This is a genomic window from Paenibacillus sp. B2(2019) (assembly GCF_008370385.1).
Classification (GTDB): domain Bacteria; phylum Bacillota; class Bacilli; order Paenibacillales; family Paenibacillaceae; genus Paenibacillus_AQ.
This window is the reverse complement of sequence record NZ_VTZR01000011.1, coordinates 124,297-144,742: the sequence shown is the minus strand read 5'-3', so window position 1 is coordinate 144,742 and position 20,446 is coordinate 124,297. Positions and strand designations below refer to the sequence as shown.

Sequence of the window (20,446 nt, the reverse complement as noted above, 5' to 3'; positions counted from 1 at the left end):
CCAAATGAGAGCAAAGGAATGGTGAGAAGACATGAAACAACCATTATCACTGACTTGGGAACTTGATTCCATATTTCCTGGAGGATCGTCCTCTACTGAGTTAGAAAGCTTTTTAAAGAATCTTGAACAAGATATTGCAGCCTTACAGGGTCTGGTGAAGAATGCTGTAGCTCCAACGGATGTTGAGTCTACAAAGGCGCTGGACGAGGTTATAGAACTGCTTCAGAGCTGTTCAGGAAGACTTGTGGAGGTCTCTTCCTTCGCAGACTGTCTGGGCGCTCAGAATCAAATGGACAAAGGTGCGGTAAGACTGGCGGCTCGAGTGACAAGTATGCGTGCCGGATTCGAAGGCATTAGCTCACAATTCAGTAATGTGCTTCGTCAGACTACAGACAAGGTATGGGCAGAGTGGATGGCACGTCCGGAGATTGCTCCATTAACGTTCGTGCTGAGCGAGAGCCGTGACTTGGCCCGTGAGAAGATGAGTCCAGAGTTGGAAAGCTTAGCGCTAGAACTAGCCGTTGACGGATATCATGGATGGAGCGGGCACTATGATACGATTGTAAGCTCGATTAAGATCCCATTTGAGGATGAAGAAGGAACAAAGCTGCTCTCCGCAGGTCAGGCTTTTAACAAGCTGGATGATCCAGATCCGAAAGTACGTCAATCCATGTTCCATGAATGGGAAGAAGCATGGACCGAAACAGCAGATAACTGTGCGGATACCTTGAATCACTTAGCAGGCTTCCGTCTGAAGCTCTATAAAGGAAGAGGTTGGGAAGATATTCTGAAAGATCCGCTGAGCATCAATCGTATGTCACAAGATACTTTGAATGCGATGTGGGACGTGATTACGAATAGCAAGCCTGCACTCGTGACCTATCTTCAGCGTAAAGCTAAGCTGCTTGGACTGGATGCTCTTTCCTGGGTAGATGTCGAAGCGCCAGTGGGTAAATCTTCAGGTAAAATCCCATATGATCAGGCCGCTAAAGATATCGTTACCCAGTTCCGCAAATTTAGTCCGAAGATGGCAGAGTTTGCAGAGCGTGCTTTTGATAATAACTGGATTGAGGTTGAGGATCGTCCGGGAAAACGTCCTGGAGGTTTCTGTACATCCTTCCCTGAGAGTAAGGAATCGCGGATTTTCATGACTTATAGCGGTACAACTTCCAATGTTTCAACCTTGGCACATGAGCTGGGACATGCTTATCATTCTTACTTGCTGGATGATCAACCTGTATTTAATCAGAACTACGCTATGAACGTTGCAGAGACTGCTTCAACCTTCGCAGAGGTCATTGTATCTGACGCTCAGGTTAAAGCCGCTGGCAACGCTGAAGAGAAACTGGCGTTGCTTGAAACGAAAATTCAAAACAGCGTAGCTTTCTTTATGAACATTCACGCTCGTTTCTTATTCGAGACTCGTTTTTATGAGAAACGTAAGGAAGGCCTTGTAAATGCTGAGGAGCTGTCTGAATTGATGGTGGAAGCACAGAAGGAAGCCTTCTGTGGGGTGCTTTCGGAATACCATCCTCATTTCTGGGCTTCTAAACTGCATTTTTATATCACAGATGTGCCGTTCTATAACTTCCCTTACACCGTTGGCTACATGTTCAGCACAGGCTTGTATCGACTGGCTCTGCAAGAAGGAGCGTCCTTTGCAGACAAATACGATAGCTTGTTGCAAGATACTGGTGTGATGACTTTAGAGGATTTGGTACTTAAGCATCTGGGTGTGGATCTTACGAAGCCGGACTTCTGGCAAGGCGCTACAGATCTGATTGTAGCTGACATTAATGAGTTCTTGGAGATGACGGAGCAATTAGTTTGAAAAAGTCTAAACTAAGACAAATTTAGCGGTAGAAAAAACAATAATTTTTCAGCATGAACACGCAAAAGCCCCTGATACAGGGGCTTTTTTTAATGATAAAATGTCGAAAAATCACGATTTATAAAAAGAAATATGCGATTAATCTATGGATTTCGCGCATCTATAGGGATAATAACCCAATTTTGCCGAATAATGTTGTTTGCCATTTGTTAGTAACCTATAATGAGTCTTAAGCCTTATATAAGGCACGCTAGAGTACCACTTGGCTGAACTCACAAAAATAAGCAAGCGCTTACGAAGTCAGTTCTGCGAAGTGCACTCAAATCAAGCTATGCTCACAAAACTTTTAGGAGGAGAAGTAATGCTTAAGACGGAACAACTATCATTAGCGAGACAGATGGATATGGTGTTTAAGGAGCTGCAGGAAGAATTATCGGGATTAACTTCTGGTACGGTTTTTGTGCAAATACGAAATAACATGATCGGAAAATTCGGGATACGACATAATCCTCTTTCTGGGCGAAGCGGGGGATTCACTGATGCAAAAGAAGGGATGACAGATGGACAACAGTCTTCTTTTCGACTAATGGCGCTGGAAAGCCTGAAATACAAGCGGCGTTGGACGCATGGTGAGATTTCTTATGAATTCGCCATTAGACAGGGAATGGTGATTGTAGATGCTACATTGGAGTCCAATTATAATATGGCGAATCTAATGATTCGATCGCCTCGTAATGCCTTTGCTGAAAGTTCCGAACAGTTTTTTGGTTAAGCGTTGTTTACATAAAATTTCAATAATTGTGAAAATCAAAAACCCTCCCACAGCTTCAGAAAGAAGTGTGAGAGGGCTCGAAAGCTACTCGGCTTTAGGCTTTTTTAAAATATAAGAAAGTATAAGTTTCGCACAATACTTTATATCTTATATTTCTCGCTTAAACGCTTAGCTTCCTAATGAGGACGCCGAAGGCGTTTATGCTTAATATGCCCTAGCCGGATAAAACACTTAAGATAACGTTGTTACTGACGACCAGACAGTTGTTGTTCTGCCAGTTGTACTAGACGTTTAGTGATGTAACCGCCCAGAGAACCAGTTTCGCGAGAAGTGTAGTTCCCGTAATAACCGTCAGCTGGGATCGTTACTCCAAGCTCCTGTGCTGCTTCATATTTCAACTGTTGCAATGCCGCAGTTGCTTGAGGAACGACCAGGTTATTGGAACGGCTGCTACGACCTTGACCTGCTTGACCCATGTGTGTCACCTCCTTCGCCCGTTGTGAAGATAGTATGAGCGCTAAGAGGTTAATTCATGCATCACTTCGAAAGGTTTTAAGGATGGTAATTATTAGTGAAATAAAAGTGAGGATAGAAATCCTTTATTGCTAGGGATTACACAAAAAAAATCGGTCTTCCCTTACGTAATCGCAAGGCAAGACCGATATAATGTATATCTGCTTTAAATCTCAGGATAGATCATTTCCAGCACGGTGGATAGATTCTGACTCTGACCGGGTTCTACCGTTAAAAGACCTGTGAAGGAAGCATCCTCGGATACATTCGGTGCATTCGCGAGCCATGTATAGGGCTCAATGCACAGAAATTGATCCGCCGGTCCTTTGGTATATAGCACCCAGTGACGGAATAGATTCTCGTCAGCAGTATAACGAAGGCCATAACCATCATCGCGTAATAATAAGGCTTCTACAGGCTGTTTTTCTCCAATACGTAGAGCAGTATCAAAATTAGTTCCCTGCATGTTCATTCCGGTGTTCAAGGCTTCCAGATCACCAAGTGGAATCAGATTGCCGCTAGGGAGCAATTCATCGTTCAGTTCATAAATACTATTTACTGGGAGCTTAAGATTCCAGCGCTCAGGTTCTCCATCAATCATAAACCAGGTGTGATAACCGATCCCAAAAGGAATTCGATGATCTCCAAGATTTGTAACCTTTAAAGTTTGGGTAAATCGAGCTTCCTGAAGCCTAAACGTCATTTCGAATTTAAGTGGGATAGGGAATTGCTCCATCCAGTGAGGATCATCTTCCGTTCGGAATTCAGTAGTGACCGCGCAACCATCCTCATCTTCTTCAATATCGCTGACACACCAAGCCTGAGTTCGGTGTAGACCATGAATATGATTGTCATTAGCGGTATTCTGGTCAAATTGATAACTTGTACCCTCGAACTGAAATTGGCCCTTGCGAATTCTTCCGGGTGGAATTAATAGCGGCATGCCAAAATGGTAAGGTTTTTGCATAAAGAAAGCTTGATCGCTTTCATCAGGCCGCCGTAGAATTTCCCGTTGTTTCTTGACATCAAACAATGAAATCACGTTATTTCCTAGTCGCGGCAAAAGCGTGACTTCCAGTTCACGGCTGTGCAAAATATAAGTATCATAACCGCCCCACTGCCCTTTGGTCACCTGTTTCATGAGATATGCTCCTTTATCGTAACTGTAATCGAATAGAACATGGATAACCTTATCATAACAGATTTATACGGTAGTGGTTAAGTGATTTGACAACTTCTCTTTATGGTTCTATGATGAAGGCATTAATTCATGATGATAATGTGATGACGGGGACAAGTAGGCAGGCATTGCACCTTCAGAAAGCCGGTGGTTGATGCGAACCGGTAGGACAAACCTGATGAATGGACCCCTGAGCGCCGAGCTTGAACGGGAGCTAGATGCCCTAGTAGACCGGCCGGATCTTCCCCGTTAACGGAAGACTAAGGCTGTTTTTTTCTTGTCTAAACAAGATTAAGCAGCGAATAAGGGTGGCACCACGGTCTCACGTCCCTTGCGGATGAGGCTTTTTTTGCGTTCTCGGAAACTTAGAAATGACATCAAACGGAGGTCTATATTATGAAAAAAGTAATGTCAGGCATTCAGCCAAGCGGTTCACTTACACTGGGGAACTACATAGGAGCACTGAAAAATTTTGTGAAGCTGCAAGATGATCATCAATGTTTCTTTATGGTTGTCGATATGCATGCAATCACTGTAGCACAAGATCCTGCGGCACTTCGTGAGCAGTCAGAGTCCGTAGCGGCCCTCTTTATTGCAGCAGGAATTGATCCTGCACGTTCTAATGTCTATATGCAGTCGCATGTGCCACAACACGCTGAACTGGGCTGGATCATGACGACACTTACAGCAATGGGCGAGCTGGAGCGTATGACCCAGTTTAAAGATAAATCATCAGGTAAAGATTCTGTTGGCGCTGGTTTATTCGTCTATCCTTCCTTGATGGCAGCAGATATTCTTGTTTATAACGCAGATCTTGTGCCGGTCGGAGAAGATCAGAAGCAACATTTGGAGCTGACTCGTGATTTAGCTGGTCGCTTCAATAATCGTTTTGGCGAATTCTTTACCATTCCGGAGCCGTACATTCCAGAGGTGGGTGCACGTATTATGTCTCTGGATGATGGCACCAAAAAAATGAGCAAGAGCAGCCCTAACGCAGGCAGCTACATTGCTCTGTTAGATTCACCGGACGTAATCCGTAAAAAAATCAGCCGTGCAACGACTGATTCAGGACGTGAAGTAATTTTTGATCCAGCTAATAAGCCAGAGATCAGTAATTTGATGAGTATTTATTCCGAATGTTCTGGAATGACACTCCAGCAAATTGCCGATCGTTATGAAGGGCAAATGTATGGCGGCTTTAAGAAGGATCTTGCTGAAGTGGTTGTATCTACGCTTGAGCCTTTACAACAAAAATATAATGAAATTCGTAGCTCGGGTGCGATCACAGATATTCTCGCTGAAGGTGCTGGTCGTGCACGTATTGTTGCAACTGAGACGTTGAATGGAGTTAAAGAACGGATGGGATTTCTGCCAGCTCGTTAATCTAATCAGCGCTTAGGCTTTCCTGTTTTCGTCTGATCTTGGCCTTGAGGATAAATCCCCAGCCAATATTCATAACACAGAGAAATCCGAGCAGAAGTGCCAACCAAAAGCTATAACTGATCGCGATTGAAGCGGCAGTAAGAATAAGAATAGAAGAACAAGCGAACCAAAGTGAAAGTCCTTTACCCATTAAGAGAGCCTTCCTTTCTATGTCTGCTAAAATGAATCCCGGAGTATGATAATAATACTCCGGGATTTTTTGTGATTATAGAATAGATCTCTGCGTAAGTCTACAGTTTCATCTTAAAGAACCAGGGTCAATGGAAAATCGCTTGTCGAGCTTCTCGCTGCTAAGCCAACCTACATAGGTATTTAAAGGGCGATATTGATTGTCCATCACTAACACAGCCACAAATGGGTATTGTTTGCGATGTAAATAACGCACGTCCCCCCAGCGCACCATATATCCTGAAGGAAGTTCCTCCACTTCGGCTACTGCATAAGAGGTGAAGTATAGAAAGGACTGAATATCAGGGTGCGACTTGGATATCTCCACAGCGGGATGATTCGAGCATACAGCATGTTTGAACCATTCCAGTCGATTATTGACTAACTGCCCAACATCATAACTACCATCTTTTTTCACTTTTACTACGTTCCAGCGCTTTAGTGAAATTGTAGGGATTACAATATAACGTTCGCCGACACTATGATGTAAATCCTTAAGCTTAATATTACGCGTGAGACGTGCGTGAACGACGGTTCTCCAAATATAATAAAGAATAGTACAGGCATACAGCGTAATAAATAAAGGTTGCGGTGGAATGATCCCGGTGATCCAGAGAAGGATGGCTGCGATATGGCTACCAAATATAAATGGATCAAAAATGTGGATGATGTTCCATGCAATCCATTTCTCCGTGAATGGACGTGCAGCCTGAGTGCCATAGGTATTAAATAGATCAGAAAATACGTGAACACCTACACCAATGAAGCTCCAGAGCGCAATATGGCTTAGAGCTTGTAAATCAGTAAAACCAAATAAGGGCCCTAACACGAAGGAAATCAGCGCGGGCCACAGAATTAGAAAGGGTAGGGAATGTGTGATTCCTCGGTGATTTCGAATATACATTGCATTGTCCTTCAGTCGTAGCGCAGTATCGGCATCAGGAGCCTGAGAGGCGAGCACTGTTGCCAGCATAACAGCCCCGGCCAGTTTCGGATCAGAAGCAACGATGGGATCAACGAAGGAAAGCCCAGCTAAGCCTAGGCCCATAACTAAATGTGTAGCAGTATCCATTGGTCAGTTCTCCTTTGTTGTTCGGAAGTTCTCTATTTAATAATTACCCAAATACAGCTCTGGTTATTAAGGGGATTGAAATAAATACAAAATAAATATTGTCACGTAATTGTCGAATTCATGAACTTACTGTTCCATGACTGTCAAAGTCTTCACGGGTTTGTTATGATAAAGTTAACAGCGAAGTTAAAAAACTTCGGTTAGAACGTTACATGTTCGTTTAGAAGGAGGATCATTAGGTGTGGACAATCATATAACATTTCAAGCTTCTTCCGACTCTGCAGCCATGTCTGCAAAATCTCCACCGGAAGGTGCTAGCTGGCGTGATTTCATTGCAGTAACAAAACCCGGTATTATCCGATCTAACCTTATTGCGGCCTTTGCGGGATATTGGCTGGCCTCGGGTTGGGATGTTCATTACGGCAGATTAGTTCTAACGCTGCTCGGTACAATGCTGGTTATGGCTTCGGCCTGCGTTTTTAATAACTATTTCGACCGGGATCTGGACATGAAGATGGAAAGAACCCGTGAACGGGGGCTTCCTACAGGACGACTGAAACCAAACACTGTATTATTATACGCCATTGGGCTTGGTATTGCAGGTTTGATCGTGCTGTTTGCTTTTTCAGGTATGCTTGCCGGTCTGTTTGGAATTGTTGGCATGTTCGTTTACGTAGTAGTATACACGCTTTGGTTGAAGCGGACATCAACATGGAGCACCTCCGTAGGTGCGATTTCTGGAGCAATGCCCCCGGTAATTGGTTATGTTGCGGTTTCAGGAACGGTTGATCTAGGCGCTTGGCTGATCTTTGCCATGTTGTTTCTATGGCAACCCCCTCACTTCTGGGCGTTGGGCATTAGACGTAAAGAAGAATATAGAGCGGCAGGATTTCCATTACTACCTGTAGTTAAAGGAACACGACGTACGAAATTTCAGATGATTCCTTATGTAGCCCTTTTGCTGCCTATTCCAGTGTTAATGTACGCCTATGATTACGCAGGCATATTTTTTCTAATCATTTCATCAGCGTTGTCCTTGGCTTGGTTAGTATTGACCTTGATGGGCTTTAAGGCTAAAGATGATGAAGTCTGGGCGAAGAAGAATTTCCTCTTCTCCATTAACTACCTGACAGTTAGTTTGATCGTACTTGTATTGAATACGATTCACGGTTAAGAAGAGGGAGGGTATACGTGTCCGTGCAAACCTTTAAGCGTTATAAATGGACTTGGCTTCTGCTAATACTTGCTTTGATTATGGCTGGTTATCTGGCAATTAACTCTTTGAATTTAGGAAAAGAAAAATTGCCAGTAATCGGAGAAGTGCAGGACTTTTCTCTTGAAAATGTGAATGGAGACCAGGTTACTCTGGCTGATACACAAGGTAAAGCACGGCTGGTATACTTCTTTTTTACACAGTGTCCGGATGTATGTCCTATAACTACGTTTTTGTTATCTCAGACACAGAAGATTCTGGTCGAGGATGGCAGTTTTGGTAAAGATACGGGTTTTGTCTCTATCTCTTTTGATCCGAAGAATGATACTCGGGAAGCTATTAAGGCTTTTGCAGACCGGTTTCAGGCGAATTATGATGGATGGTATTTCTTGCGGGGGGATCAGGAAGAAGTTCGTAAGTTAGCGACGGATTCTTTTAAAGTACTAATCGCAGGGAATTCCAAAGAAAATTTCGTACATGCCAACCGTATAGCGTTAGTTGACCGAGACAATCAACTTCGTGCATTGTATGACGCAGGAGATACGGAGAACGTAACTCCTGAATTTCTTGCCGATCAGCTGACGAAATTGGCTCGGGAATAGAATATCAAACATTAAAAACGCCTTTTTCGAATCCCTCTTTATTGAGCGGATAACGAAAAAGGCGTTTTTTTAAATATACGATAGTATAAGTTTCATGCTATACATTATCCTTATACTTGTTTCAGCTAAAATGGAAGTGGTTCAGGGTAGATGATGAAATCTTCTAATCCGGCTTTTTCGAGCTGAGTGATGTTGTATTCATCAGGCGTACCTTCCACACCAGCATATCCGCGACGAGTATAAATATGATCGGCATCAGGGAAGGCATCCCGGAGCACACTGCGTATTTTTTTGCCAGAGCTATCGTTATCCAAATAAAGGTATACTTCTCCATCTCCTACTTGTTGCCGGAGGGATTCTAATTTTAGTGTATTTAATGTACCAAAGGTACATAGGATTTCTACTTCCGGTACCAGCACGCGCCGTAATCTGCTGCGATCGTTCTTACCTTCGACAATAATCGTTATGGACATTAGCTGACAATCACCTCCGGGAATGGGTCTAAGCTTCAGGCTCATTATAGTTTACCGAAGGATCGTCATTTTTAACAACTGTTTCTGCAAGAAAGTCTTCATTCCCCGAGAAATGTCGTAAAAGCAAAGAATCATGCGGCTCGCCCGTTCCATTTGGAAGTGAGGTTCGATAGTTTACCAGTGTTTTTAGGTGGAAGAAGAAGCAATGCTACCATTAGTAGTAGAAAGGCTATGAAGTAAGGAGAAACGAAGGACCTTAGCTGTCCAGCAGCCACGGGCCCAGCGAATGCACCAAGTGACATGGCTATCGACTGCATGGAGAAAGTCCGACCCATTCGCCCAGGGCCACCGAGACTAATAAAGAGTGATGCCATTGCAGGAAACAACACTCCTTTGGCTGCGCCGAGCATAAAAAGAATCGCAGCAGTCGGAATCCTGTGAAATGAAGCGAGTGCAAAGAAGCTGATGGCCATTCCCAGTAATGCCGCTGCTATTCTTCCCCCCGGAGAAAGACGGTTCAGGAAGAGCATGCTGAGCGTTACCAAAGCACCTAAACTGAGGAGTGACAGTAGTATACCAGTGGAAAGAATACTGTTGCTCCCTGTTTGAGATAGTGGGAGCTCGAAAAAGAGAACGCCTTGTGAACAGGAAACGAAAAAAGGTAAAAGGTAATACCGTTTGGATACCAGATCATCATCTTTCGTTGGTATAGAAGGTTTATCTGGAACTTTTAATGCTGATGGCGCTGAGCTTAGCGGCTTTAATATATGTCTCGAAGGCGCAGGTACACTAAAAAAAGCCATGATTCCTGTTGCGATAAGGAGCCATCCAAGTGTGGTGAAGGTGCCAGAGTAGCCGGCTTTTGCTACGATAAAAGCTCCTGCAGCAGGCGATACAACTGAAGCTAACGTATGAACGATACCATGTCCGGACATATATTTACCCTGCTCTGTGGCATCCGATGACAAAGAAGCGAGTAACGTCATACAGGCTGGAGAGAGGAAAGCGAGCACGAATCCACTTGCTGCTCTTAGCATTAGCAGATGCCATGGAAGCTGTACATGAGCTTGCAGCAGTAGGATAGCTCCCGCTGCGACAAGGCTGAAGACGATGTAGCGGCGGGAGCCATTACGATCGACGAGTACGCCTGCAAGCAGATTGCCGGGAAGGTGGGTCAACGAGTACATGCCCATCATCCAGCCAATAAAGGTGGGTCCCGCACCAAGAGAGATGGCAAAGGGCGTAAGGACGGGATACTGAGCATGTAAATCGAAGAACGCCAAAAAGAGAAATAAGTATAGCCACAGCGCAGTTTTCACAGGGAAACACCTCCGAGAGCCACCTACAGCACAAGTGAATGCAGGACGGCGTAATAATGAAGAACCAATTCTTAAGCACTACTTGTACTTTACGTGTGACAGAGAGGGCTTATACCGCTTTTTTAATTCCGCTAGTAGGTATACCTTTTACGGAGGGTGGAACCATGAATTATGATGGGTATTCATGTATAATAATTAATATTGGCGTTATGTCTATGGGAAGAGAGAATCCTTGGGACGAAACTAGGCGATAGGGGTGTTGTGAGATTGATGGATCCAGAGGTATGGTCACAGTTTATAAGGGAAAATTGGCTAGTTATTGTAATTGCGCTTGTCCTGCTGTTTGCGGTTGTTAATTTGGTTAAAACCGTTCTGAAATGGGCGATTGTCATTGTGATCGTTGTAGGTTTGTTCATCTATAGTGGTGTTACAATGGACCAAATTGGTAACGCTGTGAATAAGGTGGCAGATGGAACGGTAAGCACGCTAAAGAAGGAAGCGCAAGAGGTTATGCTTAAAGAAGCGCAGGATGCGAAGTACACTTCAAATGGAGACGGGACCTTTACGATTACAACGCCGAATATTGAAGTGAAAGGCGCAGCGGGTGAAGATAAAGTAGAGGTTACTTTCCGTGGTGTGAGTCTTGGAAAGTGGAGTGTTACAGATACGACAAAAACATTTATCGAGGAAGCCCGAAAACATCAATAACAGGCTTGGACTCAAAAATATAACAAGCGAGCAAGCACGCGACTGAAAGGAGAGAGCGGATATGATAAACGGATGGATGACTAGTGTGAGTGATGCAAATATCATCTCCATCGCCCTCCTGCTGGTTGTAGTCTTCTCTCTATTGCAAGGCTGGAGCAGAGGTTTCTCAAGCGCTACCGGAAGATTATTTGGGCTGCTGGGAACAGGATTATTTACTATAGCATCTTTGGTATTAGCTATCCCAGCTGCGGCCTACCTCAATCCCTATGTAGAGACTTGGGCATCGGGTATTAGTCTTCCTGATACGAAGCTTACACAGTGGCAGCAAATTTATTATACGGCGGTGTCTGTGTTATCAGAATCACCGCTAGTTCGATTTCTATTGTTACTCCTGATTTCTTATCTGTTAATTCGTATGCTCTTAGGACTGTTATCCATGTTGCTTCCTTTTCCACAATTGCGGCGTACTAAGAAGTTTAAAGACAGAAAGATTACGCAGGTAAGCCGTATGGGAGGAGCAATGGTTGGATTAATTATCGGCTTAATGCGTAGTCTGGTAATTGTTCTCGCTCTTTTCATCTGTGTTGGATTAAATCCGGAGAGTGGATTTAGTCGTTATGTGGAGTCCTCTCCAATCTATAGTCAGAGCGCTGCTGCTGTATTTGAACCTATTGTTGGTGAGACTGTGCAGAAGAAACTTCCTATTCTGACAAAGACCGTTGCAGCAGAGATGAATGATATCCTTCGCAGAAAATATGAGGTTATCGATCATGAAATTCCTCAGGATATTATAGGAGCAGCAGGAGACATTGTTGGACAAGCGCAAGATGAAGAGAAAAAAGCGAGACTTCTCTATGATTGGGTAGGTACACGCGTGACTTACGATTATGCTAAAGCTGACAATTATTTGCAAAACAGGGTCTGGCATGAACAGACACCACAGGATACATTCGACACTCGGCAAGGGGTGTGTATAGACTATGCCCGACTGTACGCTGTGATGGCTCGTTCACAGGGCTTGCAGGTACGGGTTGTAACAGGTCAGGGTTATGATGGGCGTGGCGGTTATGGTGCACATGCTTGGAATGAAGTATATATAAGTGATCGGCAAGCTTGGATTCCGCTGGATCCGACTTGGGCTAGCAGTGGAGATTGGTTCAATCCGAAGGATTTTGATGAAACGCATATTAGGGAGAACGCCCTCTGAGTGAGGGCGCTGAACTCCTGGGGTGTGGTACAATAAACTCAAGTAACGTCAGTTCTAACTTAAATGCGAGGGCATGCTCACAATAAGCAGCTAAGAACTCACCTTCATCATAAGAGTAATGTCTCAGGCAAAGGGTTGTCAGACATTTTTTAAAAATATAAGAAAGTATAAGCACTATACTTTATGTCTTATATTTCTCGCTTAAACACTTACCTTCCTTATAAGGACGGTCAAGGCGTTTATGCTTGTAGAAGGGGAGAAAGCTGGTGAGTTTGTTTGGTAAGCAGCTCCCGCCTAAGGACGGGATATCTTCAAGAAATTCTGTAGGTTTGAGACTGAATATTTTTTTCTTTGGCACTTTTTTTATTTTTTGTATTATTATCGTACGTCTTGCAGGTTTACAGTTTACTGAGGGAGCTCTGTTGAGTGAAGAAGAAACGAGCCGGGAAACGAAAATTGTTCCGCTCGCAGCGATGCGTGGGATTATTTTTGCTGCCGAAGGAGAGCAGATTGCCTATTCAACACCTACGGAGTCGCTTTACCTTACATTAACTAAAGATTATACAGCTAGAACGACAGATAAAGTAACGGGTGTGACCTCACTTACGGAGAAGGCGAAGTACAACTCCGATATGCTTGCAGCAAGGCTTGCAGCTGATTTTGCTAAATATGGAGATCCGAATGCACCGAAGCTGACGCAGCAAGATATCTTGGATTCATTAGATTTAGATTTCAAAAAGTATTTAGGTTATGTGCCGCGACGGATCAAGACTGGATTAATTCCAGAGGAAATAGCCTATTTCATGGAGCATAAAGACAATTATCCGGGGCTAACGATCGTGGAGGAGAGTGTTCGTCACTACGATAAAGATACGGTAGCGGTGCAGACAGTCGGCTTTGGAAAGCCGTTTAAATCGACTGAAGATATAGCGATGTATAAGAATGTCCGTAGTGAAATGAAAAAAGATTCTCCCCCTGGACTTATGTATAAAGCAGAAGAATATGTAGGGTTTGACGGTCTGGAAATGCAGTATCAACGAGAGCTACGAGGAGAAAATGGTTATCAGGTCATTTCGGTGACTCCTCAGAATATGGCTGAGAAGGTTGAACAGAACGTTGCTCCTGTAAAAGGTAATAATATTTGGATGACCATTAATAAGAAAATTCAGATGAAGACAGAACAGGCCATATTGGATCAGATTAAATGGCTGCATACCAATGCTGTTCAAGGTGAGACGCATCCAGATGCTTTAACCGGATACGCCGTAGCAATGGAAGTGGAGACTGGAAATATTGTCGCCATGGCAAGCATGCCGGATTACGATTCAAATGTATGGACTAAAGACTCCTTACCAACACCTGTTTGGAATAAAATAATGAATAATCATCTAAACGGTACGATTACTTCGAATTCATCTGGTAGATCAGGTCATGATTTTAGTTCACTTGTATTTATGGGATCTACGATCAAACCATTAAGTGTGTTAATTGGTTTAAAGGAAGGTTTCTTTAATACCTCAACAACCTATTCAGATGTGGGCATTACTTATTTCGGTAAGGATAATAAATCATCCGTAAGAAATTCATCAGGTCACGTATATGGTTCACTAGATCCGGCCAAGGCGATTAAGAATTCCTCTAATGTATTTATGATTGATATGGTGGGTAAGCAGCTTTACAAGAAATATCCGGGGGATAAAGGCATTGAGGTATGGGACAGATATATGAAAGAGTTCGGGCTGGGTGTATCTACGAAAAGTGGTCTCCCAGGTGAATCAGCGGGCCAGATTAACTATACTGATCTTAAGGCCGCAGGCAGCTCGCAGGCCGCACTTATCTATGCTTCTTTTGGCCAACAGGGCAGTTATACTACATTGCAGCTTGCCCAGTATGCTTCTACTCTTGCAAATGAAGGAGTGCGTATTAAGCCTCAACTCGTTAGCAAGATCACGGATGCGCAAGGTAAGGCGGTTAAGGAATTTCAAAGAGAAGTGCTTAATACGGTAACGTTTGACAAATCCTATTGGAAAGAGATCAAACAGGGGATGAGCAGTGAAGTTAGTGCCTTTGATGATTTTCCTTATGATTTTGCACGTAAGACAGGTACCTCTGAAAAAACAGACAGAAAAAATATAAACCGTGATAATGGGGTATTTATTGCCTTTGCTCCGCGAGAAAATCCGAAGCTAGCCGTAGCGGTTGTTATACCAGAAGGGGGCTTTGGCTCCAAAAGCGCTGCTCCGGTGGCTCGTAAAATTTTTGATGCCTATGATTGGGAGTACGGGCTCGATGGTGTGCCGAAAAAGAATGTCACTCCTGCGTCAGACCCCGTTCAAGAATAATTAGAGAAAAAGGAGAGAAATAAACTGTGAGTTTTTTCCGTAAGCAGGCCTCACCTCCAGATGAGACCAACAGTAAAAGTTCCATAGGCCTGCGACTCAACGTGTTTTTCTTTAGCACGTTTGTTATATTTTGCGTAATTATTATACGCCTGGCTGTGTTGCAATTCGTGGAAGGACCCACTTTAACTGAAGTGGAGACAAGCAGAGATACCAAAAATGTACCCCTTGCATCCATGAGAGGTGTAATTTATGCTGCTGAAGGTGAGAAGTTAGCGTACTCTACGCCGGTTCAATCGCTGTATATTACGCTCAATAAGGAGTATACCGCTAAGCAAACAGATAAAATTACCGGTAAAACTACCCTAACTCCAGAAGCTAAAGCCAAGTCAGATGCATTGGCAGCCAAGCTGGTAGCTGATTTCAATAAATATGGTGATCCAAAAGCTGAGAAGATGACAGAAGAAGATGTTATTGACGCACTGGATTTATATTTCCGGAAATCACTTGGCTTTATGGCACGGCGAATTAAGGCGGACCTGACTACTCAGGAAGTGGCCTATTTCATGGAACATAAGGGAGAATACCCAGGCCTTGAAATTGTCGAGGAAAGCATTCGTCATTACGATAAAGATACGGTTGCCGTACAGACGATAGGTTATATCAAGCCTTTTAAATCAGCAAACAGCCTTAATATTTATAAGAATATCTTAAATGCTATGAAGAACAATCCGGAGCCAGGACTAACGTACAAGGACGACGAATTTGTCGGATTTGACGGCCTGGAGCTGCAGTATCAGAGAGAGCTTCGGGGACAAAACGGCTATCAGGAAATCTCCGTCAATCCACAGAACATGGCAGAGAAAGTCGAACGTGTAGTCCCTCCTGTGAAAGGCAATGACGTCTGGACAACCATTAATAAGAACATTCAGATGAAGACAGAGCAGGCGATTATGGATCAGATTAAGTGGCTGCATTCCAATACTGTACAGGGTAAAACACATCCTAATGCTTTAACTGGTTACGCTGTAGCGATGGAAGTCGATACGGGGAATATCGTCAGTATGGCAAGTATGCCGGACTACGATACGAATATTTGGACATCGGGATCCTTATCCACTGATGTTTGGAACAGTATTATGGACAACTATCAGAACGGTACCATTAATCCGATTTCTTCAGGGACGTCAGGTAATGGACTTAGGTCTGTGCTGCTATTAGGTTCAACGATTAAACCTTTGAGCGTACTCGTGGGTTTGAATGAAGGTCTCTTTACAACCTCAACTTACTATTCGGATAGAGGTTTCGCGACTTTTGGTAAAACAGGTCATGAAACTAAGGTAAGAAACTCTGGAGGACATGTGTACGGTTCTATGGACCCTGCAAGAGCGATTGAGAAATCTTCGAATGCGTTCATGGTGGACATGATCGGTAAACGATTGTATGACAAATACAAAAGCAAAGGCGTAGATGTCTGGGATAAGTATATGAAAGAGTTTGGACTTGGTGTATCCACGGGAAGTGGTCTGCCAAATGAATTCTTAGGACAGATTAACTATACCAATATAGAGGCTGCGGGTAGCGCCCAAGCGGCACTTGTATATGCTTCTTTCGGCCAACAAGGTAGTTATACGGTGTTGCAGCTTGCCCAATACGTAGCTACACTTGCTAATGAAGGACAGCGGATCAAACCTCAGCTAGTTAGCAAGATTACAGATGCTGACGGAAAAGTAGTCAAGGAGTTCGGTCGTGAGGTAATAGATGAAGTAACAGCCTTCGATAAATCCTACTGGAAAGAAATTCAACAGGGTATGCGAAGTGAAGTTAGTGCTTTTTCTGATTTCCCTTATGATTTTGCTCGTAAGACGGGAACATCTCAACAAGTGGCAAAGGGTCAAATTCGCGATAACGGTGTATTTATTGCTTATGCCCCACGAAATAACCCTAAGCTGGCAGTAGCCGTAGTTATTCCAGAAGGAGGCTTTGGTTCCCAGAGTGCCGCGCCGGTCGCACGTAAAATTTTTGATGCTTATGATTGGGAATATGGACTTGATGGCGTTCCGAAGAAGAGTCTACAGTCAGGTAATAATACAAATGATCCTGCGAATGAAGGAACGACTACAGGTACTCAGTAACTTTGACTCTAAGGTGAATAATGATTAAAAAATAAACAGCTGCTCTATTGAGAGCATAAAAGAATGGAGGGGTGGCAATGACTGCCAAATACCGCCTGCTTGCTTTGGATATGGATGGAACCCTACTGAATGATGAACAGATTATTACACCTACAACGGTGAAATGGCTTCAAAAGGCGGTCGACGCAGGCGTTCATGTCTGTCTGTCGACAGGCCGAGCTTTTACAAGTGCATTTCCATATGCTGAGCAGCTTGGACTAGAAACACCTATGATTACTGTGAACGGTAGTGAGATATGGCGAGCACCACATGAAATTTATCGGCGATCATTGATGGATCCTATGCTGGTACAACAAATGTATGAACTTGCTAAAGAAGATGACATCTGGTTCTGGGCCTATTCTACGGAAAAAGTCCACAAACAGGATAACTGGGATGGGGATGTAACGGGCAGAGAATGGCTTAAATTCGGTTATCACACCGAAGATGATGAGCTTCGTCATAAGCTGCTGCTTCGTCTTCAAGATATGGGTGGATTGGAGATTACGAACTCCTCTCCACATAACCTGGAGATTAACCCTCTAGGAGTGAATAAAGCAGCCGGAATCATGGAAGTCTGTAAGCTGCTAGGACTAGACATGTCCCAAGTTATAGCGGTTGGTGACAGCCTCAATGACCTTGCAGCGATTCAGCAGTCAGGGCTTGGGGTTGCCATGGGCAACGCTCAGGAGACGGTTAAAGAAGAGGCTGACGTTGTGGTGGCTTCTAATAATAATGATGGAATTGCAGAAGTCATTCAAAAATATATTTTTAATGAAGCTATTGCGAAGTGAATCCATAGAGCATATTTGCTATTAGGAGGTTAAGTGTTGGCGATCCTGGGTTGGATTCTTATTATTGCTTTATTTGCCGTAGGGCTAGCGGGGGCTGTGTACCCAATACTGCCGGGTGCGCTTGCGATTTATCTTGCCTTTTTCGTATATGGCTGGTTCTTTTCTTTCGAGCCTTTTGGTGTCTGGTTCTGGATCATTCAAACGCTGATCGTTGTAGTTTTATTTATTGCTGATTACGTTGTAGGGGCGTGGGGCGTTAAGAAATTTGGCGGCTCACGTTCATCGATTATCGGGAGTACGATTGGGCTAATCATTGGTCCTTTTGTAATCCCAGCCTTTGGACTTATTATTGGTCCGTTTCTGGGTGCCTTTATAGGAGAATTGATCGTAGGTTCTTCACCAGCTAAAGCTGCCAAAGTAAGTGTAGGATCAATACTTGGGTTGTTTAGTAGTACTGTTGTCAAAATTGTGCTACAAATTATTATGGTCGTCCTCTTTTTTATATGGGTCGTCCGGTTTTAATTTTAACAGTGAAGAAGGGGAAATGGTTTGTCCAAGAAAGAGTCTTTCGTAAAAGGCACGCTTATCCTTGCTGCTGCAGCTTTGGTGGCAAGGGTACTCGGGCTTGTTCAGCGGGTGCCGCTGGATCATATTTTTGATGATGTGGGGAGAGCATCATTTGGGGTATCGAACAATATCTATTTAATGCTGCTCACCGTGGCTACAGCAGGTATTCCAAGTACGCTCAGTAAAATGGTCTCCGAGCGGTACGCTCTGAATCGTCCTGAAGAGGCGAGACAAGTGTATCATGCAGCATTGCTATTTTCAGTAGCAGCAGGGGTAATCATGACGGCCTTGCTGTACATAGGTGCTCCGTTCTATGCGACACATATTGCTGATGTACCTGAATCAGCGATGGCAGTTAGGGCTATTGCACCTGCGCTTTTACTTTTTCCGGCAATTGCCATGATGCGTGGATATTTTCAAGGGCGCAACAACATGATGGCTGGTGGTATTTCACAGATTGTAGAGCAGTTCGCTCGCGTACTAGTCGCTATTTTACTAGCTTATATTCTATTACAGCAGGGGTATAACAATACAACTATAGCTGCGGGAGCATCCTTCGGTAGCGTAATTGGTAGTATTGCAGCATTTGGTGTCATGATTTATTTTGCAATCAAGCTGCGCCGAGAGGATAAACAGCAAGGATTAAATTACAATACCACTCAAAAATTGCCAATTTGGGGAATTTACAAAGATATTTTCACACTATCAATTCCGATCGTGCTCTCTTCACTTACGATTCCCGTAGTGAATGTGATTGATACTTCTTTGGCTGTTCCACTGCTTATTGATCAGATGGGTAGAGAGAGTGCAACAGCAGCTTTGGGTATACTAACCACGCGTGCTCAAAGTGTGGCCGGAATTCCACCGGTACTAGCCATTGCGCTAGGAACCTCGCTGATTCCGATCATTTCAGCTGCTTATGCCCGTCGGGATGAGGGACACTTGAAGAAGCAAATTACACTTGCTTTGCGGATTTCTATCCTGACAGGGATGCCAATTGTGTTGGCACTTGTGGCAGCAGCTTATTCTGTAAACGGGTTATTGTTCAGCAGCTTGGACGGAAGCGGAATTGTGGCGATGCTTACGATTGGAACGATCTTTCAGATCACCATGATGACAACGAACTCCATCTTGCTCGGTATGGGCAAATCACGCATTTCAATGTATTATGTGCTAGTGGGTATTATTGTTAAATTAGTCGCAAGCTTCTTACTAAGTAAGATATTTGGGATCTACGGGATTATCGGCGCAACAGCACTTTGTTTCGTAGTTATTACTATTCTTAACTTACGGATGCTGAAATCCATTGTACCTTTCGAAATTATGGGTAAACGGTGGGGCGGCTTTGCAATTGCGGTTCTGGTGTCCGGTGGTATTGGTTTTGGACTTAACCAAGCTGGAATTCTGTTAACAGATCTAATGCCTGCACGTTTGGCGTTTCTGATCACTTGTCTTGTTGTAGGAGCCGCAGTTGTTGTTATTTATCTGGTCATGCTAATTGTACTGGGTGTACTTACTAAACAGGAAATCTCCAGTTATCCGCGTGCATTGCAAAAATTGTTGAATCCGCTGATGAAATTGCAGCCTGCGCGTGTTCGTATGAGAGAATAAGTTTGACTTCTGCATGACATTTTGCTTCACTTAAAGAATAGAAATTTGACAGATATGGAAGAAAGGACTGAACAAGCTATGGACAAAATTAGTTCTCCTGCTGAATTTCAGGTAGCCATTCAATCTCCTCGATTAACTGTAGCCATCTTCAAGGCGGACTGGTGCTCGGATTGTAAATTTATCGATCCTTTTATTCCTGAGGTAGAGCAAGCCTATGCAGATCGTTTAACGCTGGTTGAGGTTGACGTTGATGCTGTGGGTGACGTTAGTCAGGAACAAAATATTATGGGTATTCCAAGCTTTGTCGCGTATTCCGATGGACGTGAATTGGTTAGATTCGTTAATAAATTACGTAAATCCCGCGAGGAAATTGAGAATTTCCTGGATAAAGCGGTTCAAGTGCATCAAAGCCTTCAACAGTAATTCCGGAAAACCACCGCTTTCGCCTGTTCGAGCAAAA

General features: G+C 43.7%; 19 protein-coding genes and 1 other annotated feature. Of the genes, 13 read left to right on the top strand and 6 right to left on the bottom strand.

Translation table 11 applies throughout. The annotated features are described in order from the left end of the window. Positions 1-31: 31 nt before the first annotated feature. Positions 32-1,831 (top strand): M3 family oligoendopeptidase, encoded by a 1,800-nt coding sequence (locus PAENI_RS09005; protein WP_149645010.1) that lies wholly within the window; start codon positions 32-34, stop codon positions 1,829-1,831. A gap of 361 nt (positions 1,832-2,192) precedes the next feature. Then, complete coding sequence (locus PAENI_RS09000; protein WP_076285261.1) at positions 2,193-2,603, top strand: O-methyltransferase; 411 nt, start codon at positions 2,193-2,195, stop codon at positions 2,601-2,603. Between the two features lie 245 nt (positions 2,604-2,848). Here the strand turns inward: PAENI_RS09000 and PAENI_RS08995 are convergent, their stop codons facing one another. Then, the gene (locus PAENI_RS08995; RefSeq protein ID WP_042130917.1) at positions 2,849-3,079 is read right to left on the bottom strand and encodes an alpha/beta-type small acid-soluble spore protein; all 231 of its coding nucleotides are present in this window, start codon (positions 3,077-3,079) and stop codon (positions 2,849-2,851) included. Between the two features lie 203 nt (positions 3,080-3,282). Then, the gene (locus PAENI_RS08990; protein WP_076300354.1) at positions 3,283-4,257 is read right to left on the bottom strand and encodes an aldose 1-epimerase; all 975 of its coding nucleotides are present in this window, start codon (positions 4,255-4,257) and stop codon (positions 3,283-3,285) included. Between the two features lie 134 nt (positions 4,258-4,391). Further along, positions 4,392-4,631: a binding site (T-box leader), on the top strand. Between the two features lie 61 nt (positions 4,632-4,692). Between PAENI_RS08990 and trpS the strand changes: the two genes are divergently transcribed. Next, positions 4,693-5,679, top strand: coding sequence for a tryptophan--tRNA ligase (gene trpS, locus PAENI_RS08985; protein ID WP_149645009.1), 987 nt, complete (start codon positions 4,693-4,695; stop codon positions 5,677-5,679). A 1-nt stretch (position 5,680) separates the two neighbouring features. On the opposite strand, the gene PAENI_RS08980 is transcribed toward trpS, so the two are convergent. Continuing rightward, the gene (locus tag PAENI_RS08980; RefSeq protein ID WP_042130914.1) at positions 5,681-5,869 is read right to left on the bottom strand and encodes a hypothetical protein; all 189 of its coding nucleotides are present in this window, start codon (positions 5,867-5,869) and stop codon (positions 5,681-5,683) included. Between the two features lie 108 nt (positions 5,870-5,977). Next, a complete protein-coding gene (locus PAENI_RS08975) occupies positions 5,978-6,979 on the bottom strand; it encodes a metal-dependent hydrolase (protein WP_149645008.1) in 1,002 nt (333 codons plus the stop codon). Positions 6,980-7,220: 241 nt separating this feature from the next. Between PAENI_RS08975 and cyoE the strand changes: the two genes are divergently transcribed. Together cyoE and PAENI_RS08965 are read left to right on the top strand one after the other, a co-directional pair. Continuing rightward, positions 7,221-8,153 (top strand): heme o synthase, encoded by a 933-nt coding sequence (gene cyoE, locus PAENI_RS08970; protein ID WP_042191612.1) that lies wholly within the window; start codon positions 7,221-7,223, stop codon positions 8,151-8,153. 17 nt (positions 8,154-8,170) lie between these two features. Beyond that, on the top strand, positions 8,171-8,794 hold the full coding sequence (locus PAENI_RS08965; RefSeq protein ID WP_305953490.1) for an SCO family protein: 624 nt from the start codon (positions 8,171-8,173) through the stop codon (positions 8,792-8,794). A gap of 125 nt (positions 8,795-8,919) precedes the next feature. Here PAENI_RS08965 and PAENI_RS08960 read toward each other — a convergent pair whose 3' ends face one another. Continuing rightward, positions 8,920-9,267 carry a DNA primase gene (locus PAENI_RS08960; RefSeq protein ID WP_076285257.1) on the bottom strand — a complete coding sequence of 116 codons (348 nt, stop codon included), beginning with the start codon at positions 9,265-9,267 and terminating at the stop codon, positions 8,920-8,922. A gap of 131 nt (positions 9,268-9,398) precedes the next feature. Then, on the bottom strand, positions 9,399-10,586 hold the full coding sequence (locus tag PAENI_RS08955) for an MFS transporter (protein ID WP_076285256.1): 1,188 nt from the start codon (positions 10,584-10,586) through the stop codon (positions 9,399-9,401). A 270-nt stretch (positions 10,587-10,856) separates the two neighbouring features. Between PAENI_RS08955 and PAENI_RS08950 the strand changes: the two genes are divergently transcribed. The 8 genes from PAENI_RS08950 to PAENI_RS08915 all read left to right on the top strand — a co-directional run bounded on the left by PAENI_RS08950 (position 10,857) and on the right by PAENI_RS08915 (position 20,409). Continuing rightward, positions 10,857-11,294: a hypothetical protein gene (locus tag PAENI_RS08950; protein WP_042191604.1), complete on the top strand. Its 438-nt coding sequence runs from the start codon at positions 10,857-10,859 to the stop codon at positions 11,292-11,294. 61 nt (positions 11,295-11,355) lie between these two features. Next, a complete protein-coding gene (locus PAENI_RS08945) occupies positions 11,356-12,501 on the top strand; it encodes a transglutaminase domain-containing protein (protein ID WP_149645007.1) in 1,146 nt (381 codons plus the stop codon). A gap of 266 nt (positions 12,502-12,767) precedes the next feature. After that, entirely contained in the window at positions 12,768-14,843 is a 2,076-nt protein-coding gene (locus PAENI_RS08940) for a peptidoglycan D,D-transpeptidase FtsI family protein (protein WP_149645006.1), read from the top strand. 26 nt (positions 14,844-14,869) lie between these two features. Next, the gene (locus PAENI_RS08935; RefSeq protein WP_149645005.1) at positions 14,870-16,975 is read left to right on the top strand and encodes a peptidoglycan D,D-transpeptidase FtsI family protein; all 2,106 of its coding nucleotides are present in this window, start codon (positions 14,870-14,872) and stop codon (positions 16,973-16,975) included. 77 nt (positions 16,976-17,052) lie between these two features. Beyond that, a complete protein-coding gene (locus PAENI_RS08930; RefSeq protein ID WP_076285252.1) occupies positions 17,053-17,808 on the top strand; it encodes a Cof-type HAD-IIB family hydrolase in 756 nt (251 codons plus the stop codon). Between the two features lie 36 nt (positions 17,809-17,844). Continuing rightward, entirely contained in the window at positions 17,845-18,330 is a 486-nt protein-coding gene (locus PAENI_RS08925) for a DUF456 domain-containing protein (protein WP_149645004.1), read from the top strand. A gap of 27 nt (positions 18,331-18,357) precedes the next feature. Next, entirely contained in the window at positions 18,358-19,986 is a 1,629-nt protein-coding gene (locus PAENI_RS08920; protein WP_076300348.1) for a putative polysaccharide biosynthesis protein, read from the top strand. A 78-nt stretch (positions 19,987-20,064) separates the two neighbouring features. After that, complete coding sequence (locus tag PAENI_RS08915; RefSeq protein ID WP_042194485.1) at positions 20,065-20,409, top strand: thioredoxin family protein; 345 nt, start codon at positions 20,065-20,067, stop codon at positions 20,407-20,409. Positions 20,410-20,446 lie beyond the last annotated feature (37 nt).

Excerpts from the sequence above, each read along its gene's own strand:
- PAENI_RS08945 (WP_149645007.1), top strand. The coding sequence starts at position 11,356 with ATGATAAACGGATGGATGACTAGTGTGAGTGATGCAAATATCATCTCC.
- PAENI_RS08975 (WP_149645008.1), bottom strand. The coding sequence starts at position 6,979 with ATGGATACTGCTACACATTTAGTTATGGGCCTAGGCTTAGCTGGGCTT.
- PAENI_RS08980 (WP_042130914.1), bottom strand. The coding sequence starts at position 5,869 with ATGGGTAAAGGACTTTCACTTTGGTTCGCTTGTTCTTCTATTCTTATT.
- PAENI_RS08915 (WP_042194485.1), top strand. The coding sequence starts at position 20,065 with ATGGACAAAATTAGTTCTCCTGCTGAATTTCAGGTAGCCATTCAATCT.
- PAENI_RS08950 (WP_042191604.1), top strand. The coding sequence starts at position 10,857 with ATGGATCCAGAGGTATGGTCACAGTTTATAAGGGAAAATTGGCTAGTT.
- PAENI_RS08960 (WP_076285257.1), bottom strand. The coding sequence starts at position 9,267 with ATGTCCATAACGATTATTGTCGAAGGTAAGAACGATCGCAGCAGATTA.
- PAENI_RS09000 (WP_076285261.1), top strand. The coding sequence starts at position 2,193 with ATGCTTAAGACGGAACAACTATCATTAGCGAGACAGATGGATATGGTG.
- trpS (WP_149645009.1), top strand. The coding sequence starts at position 4,693 with ATGAAAAAAGTAATGTCAGGCATTCAGCCAAGCGGTTCACTTACACTG.
- PAENI_RS08990 (WP_076300354.1), bottom strand. The coding sequence starts at position 4,257 with ATGAAACAGGTGACCAAAGGGCAGTGGGGCGGTTATGATACTTATATT.
- PAENI_RS09005 (WP_149645010.1), top strand. The coding sequence starts at position 32 with ATGAAACAACCATTATCACTGACTTGGGAACTTGATTCCATATTTCCT.
- PAENI_RS08930 (WP_076285252.1), top strand. The coding sequence starts at position 17,053 with ATGACTGCCAAATACCGCCTGCTTGCTTTGGATATGGATGGAACCCTA.
- PAENI_RS08995 (WP_042130917.1), bottom strand. The coding sequence starts at position 3,079 with ATGGGTCAAGCAGGTCAAGGTCGTAGCAGCCGTTCCAATAACCTGGTC.